1 pseudogene is annotated in these 1379 nt (G+C 48.4%); it reads right to left on the bottom strand.

The annotated features are described in order from the left end of the window. A pseudogene (locus F6K57_RS40205) lies at positions 1-1379 on the bottom strand (hypothetical protein); the annotation flags it as partial.

Raw genomic sequence — 1379 nt, 5'->3', positions numbered from 1 at the left:
CACCATCGGTTACTGTACCGCTACCAGTGCCACCATCGGTTACTGTACCGCTACCAGTGCCACCATCGGTTACTGTACCGCTACCAGTGCCACCATCGGTTACTGTACCGCTACCAGTGCCACCATCGGTTACTGTACCGCTACCAGTGCCACCATCGGTTACTGTACCGCTACCAGTGCCACCATCGGTTACTGTACCGGTACCAGTGCCACCATCGGTTACTGTACCGCTACCAGTGCCACCATCGGTTACTGTACCGCTACCAGTGCCACCATCGGTTACTGTACCGCTACCAGTGCCACCATCGGTTCCGGTACCTGTACCGCTGCCACCATCGGTTCCTGTACCAGTATCGGTGTCACCATCGGTTCCGGTACCGGTATCGGTGCCACCATCGGTTCCGGTACCGGTATCGGTGCCACCATCGGTTCCTGTACCAGTATCGGTGTCACCATCGGTTCCGGTACCGGTATCGGTGCCACCATCGGTTCCGGTACCTGTACCGCTGCCACCATCGGTTCCTGTACCTGTACCGCTGCCACCATCGGTTCCGGTACCGGTATCGGTGCCACCATCCGGTAGATTTTCCGGATTAATACTAATCTCTCCTGGTGTACCTCTGAGAGCATCTAACCGTGAGCTAGATGCTATTTGTTCTCGTATTGGTTCTGCATCAGCTTCGCTAGTAATATCAGGAGCGAAGACTATTACATCACCACCATTTCCACCCCTTTGAGCTTGTGTGTTGATCTCAATATTCTCAAAGTTAACATTGTTTGAATCTGGAACCTTAAAGGTTATGTTACCAGAATCTCCACCGTTTGATGCCTCAGTAATAATTGTAAGAGTCTCACCATTTACCTGAATACTTCCCTGTCTAGTTTCCAAGGTTACATCACCAGAATTACTACCCCCTATTTCTGTCGTCCTGATCGTAGTAACAATCAAACCATCATTATCACGGAATATAATGTCATCTTGAGCTGATAAGATTACAGGTCCAGCATCACCCTGATCAGAACTCGTGTCGATATTACCAATAGTGATACTCCCTTCCGATGAATTCTGTTCGAGATTAGAGAATTCTGTGCCCTCTACCGTGACTGATTGATTAGGATCAAAATTAACTGTATTACTCAATTGATCCTCACTCAAACCTGCTCGCAAAATCAGAGAGCGGCGTTGGGTCAAATTATCAAAATCTGGATCTGAAGTGGGAATCGAGCCAGTGGTATCTGGCTGTGTGATCTCGATATTTCCCCCCTGAATACTTCCGGTAGATTCTACTTTCAGAGAAGCTCCTGTATAATCCCCAAAGATGACATCGCCTCTAGAGATAATAATCGGGTCATATAAGCTCAGAAAATTACCTGGTTTA

The organism is Moorena sp. SIO4A5, assembly GCF_010672005.1.
Classification (GTDB): Bacteria; Cyanobacteriota; Cyanobacteriia; order Cyanobacteriales; family Coleofasciculaceae; genus Moorena.
This window is presented reverse-complemented; position numbering and strand designations above follow the sequence as displayed.